General features: G+C 69.0%; 3 protein-coding genes. 1 reads left to right on the top strand and 2 read right to left on the bottom strand.

The features are described from left to right. Both RMO40_RS10105 and RMO40_RS10110 read right to left on the bottom strand, forming a co-directional pair. Nucleotides 1–375, bottom strand: a 375-nt coding sequence (locus RMO40_RS10105) for a TSUP family transporter (protein ID WP_309720069.1), incomplete at its 3' end; no start/stop codon positions are given. 223 nt (nucleotides 376–598) lie between these two features. Next, the gene (locus RMO40_RS10110; protein WP_309720074.1) at nucleotides 599–2,128 is read right to left on the bottom strand and encodes a HAMP domain-containing sensor histidine kinase; all 1,530 of its coding nucleotides are present in this window, start codon (nucleotides 2,126–2,128) and stop codon (nucleotides 599–601) included. Nucleotides 2,129–2,140: 12 nt separating this feature from the next. Between RMO40_RS10110 and xerC the strand changes: the two genes are divergently transcribed. Further along, nucleotides 2,141–3,154, top strand: coding sequence for a tyrosine recombinase XerC (xerC, locus tag RMO40_RS10115; RefSeq protein WP_309720077.1), 1,014 nt, complete (start codon nucleotides 2,141–2,143; stop codon nucleotides 3,152–3,154). Nucleotides 3,155–3,176 lie beyond the last annotated feature (22 nt).

Raw genomic sequence — 3,176 nt, forward strand, 5'->3', positions numbered from 1 at the left:
CGTGTGATGGCGGCCCATGTCCTTGCGGGCCAGGGTGTAGGCCAGCACGGCCAGCAGCACAAAGGGCAAGGCGCGGCGCAGGCCGCCCGCGCTCACCAGGGTGACCGTCCAGGCGCCGACGGCGCTGCCCGCCAAGGCCGCCAGCGCGGCCGGCAGCAAGGCGGCCCAGCGCATCTGCACCTTCTTGGCGAACTGCACCGTGGCCCAGGCCGTGCCCCAGACGGCGGCACCCTTGTTGGTGCCAAACAGCGTGGCAGGAGCAGCGTTGGGGAACACGCTGAACAAGGCCGGCACCAGGATCAGGCCGCCCCCGCCGACGATGGCATCGACGAAGCCGGCAAACAGCGAAGCAAGGGTGACGGTGATCAGGTCCAAGGAGGGTGCGCCCAAAAAACACAAAGGGCGTCAGGTTTCCCTGACGCCCCTGCATGATGTCATCGGCACGTGTGCTTCTTGGGCACCGGCCTCTGTTGTGCAACCTGCGAGCTTGTGCTGTGGGCTGCCTTGTATATGTCTCCTCAGACCCCCGCCAGTGCCCGGCAGATTCCGCTGCCGGCCGCGAGTGGGCGCACTTTAGGGCGGTGCTTTCATGCACACACTAGGGGTTTTCACGCGCCAACTTGGGGCTGATCACCAGCGGTAGCACCAACTTCACCTCCGTGCCCTGTGTCGGAGAACTGGTCACTTTCACGCTGCCGCCATGCAGTTCGACGATGCGCTTGACGATGGCCAGGCCCAGACCCTTGCCGCCCTCGCCGGTGGCGGGAGCCACCGTCTGACGGGCCTGGTAGAAGCGGTCGAAGAGGTGGGGCAGGTCGGCCTCGGCGATGCCCGGCCCGGTGTCGCGCACCGTCACCACCACCTCGTCGGACCGCTCATCGGCCTGCACCGTGATGCGGCAGCCGCTGCCGCAGAACTTGAGCGCGTTGTCGACCAGGTTGGCCACCGCGCGCTCGAACAACTCCACGTCGACCTGGGCCACCACCGGGTGGTCGCCGTCGTGCAGCGCCGACAGCGCCACACCCCGCTGGGCCGCCCGCTCGGTAAAACGCGCGGCAATGTCGGCCAGCAGCTCGTGCAGGTCGACCTGCTCGCGGCGCAGCTGGAACGCCGGTTCGTCGAGCGTGGCCAGGTCACCGAGCGACTGCACCATGCGCGCCGCGTTGCGGGTGTTGCGCAAGGCCACCTCGGCCAGGCGGTGGTCGTCCTGGCGCGCCGCGTCGCCAGCCCAACGGGCTTGCAGCGTCTCCAGGCAGGCGGTGGTGGCGGTGAGTGGCGAGCGCAGGTCGTGCGACAGGTTGCTCACCGCTTCGCGGCGAAAGTGGTCGAGCCGGCGAAGCGCGTCCCACTGCTTGCGCAGGGTCGCCAGCATGGCGCCGAAGGCCTGGGTGAGCTGGCCGAACTCGTCTCGCGTGGCAGCGGGCAGCAAAGGCTCGGCGTGCACCGCACCTTCTTGCAGGCCTTTTTCAGACAACGCTGCCACCGCCTGCGTGAGCCGCTTGAGCGGCCGGGTGACCGAGGCGATCACCAGCGCCGCAAGCACCGTGGTGAGCGCCACGATGGCGGTGATGAGCCACATCGCCGGTTGCGCAAAACTCGCGCGCAGCGTCTGCCAGCGGCTGGCCGGCAAACCCTCTTTGTGGCACACGAGGTAGAGATAGCCGGCCACCGGCTCGCCGGAGCGGATGGCGCGCCGGCCCACCGGGCGGGCGGTGACGATGGCATCGGCGTCCATGCGCTCGGGGTCGTCGCCCATCACATAAGCCGCGCCCGGCGAGCTGGCGGCCTGGCGCACCGGGCCCATCGCCACCTTGAACCCCGGCGGCAACTTCACCGAGCCGGTGCTGGCGAGCACCGTGCCTTCAGGGTCGAGCAGGTAGAGCTGGGTGTCGGGCTCGAACAGCACCAGGTTCTTCAGGAAGACGTTGAAGTCTTCCGGGTAACGCTCGTGCATCTCGAACAGGTTGTCATAAGTCGCCACCACCCGGCCCAGGAAGGCCGAGGCCCGCTGGTAGGTGGTTTCGTGTTCGAAGCGCTGAAAGGCGAAGACGACGGTGGCGAGCACGGCCAAGGCGGTGACCAAGCCGGTGGCGAAGATCGTGAGGGCGATCTTGAGGCGGACGCTCATTCAACGACAACCATGGCAAGCGCGGCGGGCCGAGCGCCGGGCCGCTCCCAAGCCGGCCAGCATCCCCTTGGGGGATCGGTCGATTTACCCGTTGACCGAGGGGCTGTCATCCTCGATGACGATCTGCGGCGCCACCTCGTCCACCTCGAAGTCGAACGCCGGCTCGCGCTGCGCACGCTGACGCTGTACCGCGAAGCGCTCACCCGCCTGCAGTCGTTTGCGACCGAGGCCGGCGTGGGCCTGCGCGCCGCGCAGGTGCACCACGTTCGCCGCTGGGCCGCGCAGCTGCATGCGCAGGGGCTCGCCTCGCGCAGCATCGCGCTCATTCTTTCGGCGTGGCGCGGCTACTACCGCTGGGCGGGCCGCGAAGGGATGGTCGCCCTCAACCCGGTGGACGGTGTGCGTGCGCCCAAGGCGGCGCGCCCGCTGCCCAAGGCCTTGTCGGTGGACCATGCGGTGGCACTGGCCGAGCAGTCGCATGAGGACGCCGACCCGGCCCTTGCCGCGCGCGACCAGTGCATGGTGGAGCTGCTCTACGGTTGTGGCCTGCGCGTGGGCGAACTGGTGGGCCTGGACGTGCAGGCCGGTGGGCAGGCCGCAGGGTGGGTCGATGCGCCCGATGCGTCGGTGCATGTGTTGGGCAAAGGGGGCAAACGGCGCAGCGTGCCGGTCGGTGGCCCTGCGTTGAAGGCCTTGCGTGAGTGGCTCACGCACCGCGCCACGATGGCAGGGCAGGGCGAGGCGGCGCTCTTCGTCAGCCAGCGTGGCACCCGCCTCACCGCCAGCCAGGTGCGCTCGCGGCTCAAGACCCGCGCGTTGCAAGCCGGGCTGCCCACCCACGTGCACCCGCACATGCTGCGCCACTCGTTTGCGTCGCACCTGCTGCAATCGAGCGGCGACCTGCGCGCCGTGCAGGAGCTCCTCGGCCACGCCAACATCACGACCACGCAGGTCTACACCAAGCTCGACTTTCAGCATTTGGCGAAGGTGTATGACGCCGCGCATCCGCGCGCCAAGAAACGATGAAGGCCACAGTCCGCTCAGCCTG

The sequence above is a fragment of the Rhizobacter sp. genome (assembly GCF_031412075.1).
In the GTDB taxonomy this organism is placed as follows: Bacteria; Pseudomonadota; Gammaproteobacteria; order Burkholderiales; family Burkholderiaceae_C; genus Rhizobacter.

Coding starts and splice junctions, on each gene's coding strand:
- RMO40_RS10110 (WP_309720074.1), bottom strand. CDS start 2,128: ATGAGCGTCCGCCTCAAGATCGCCCTCACGATCTTCGCCACCGGCTTG.
- xerC (WP_309720077.1), top strand. CDS start 2,141: ATGGCAAGCGCGGCGGGCCGAGCGCCGGGCCGCTCCCAAGCCGGCCAG.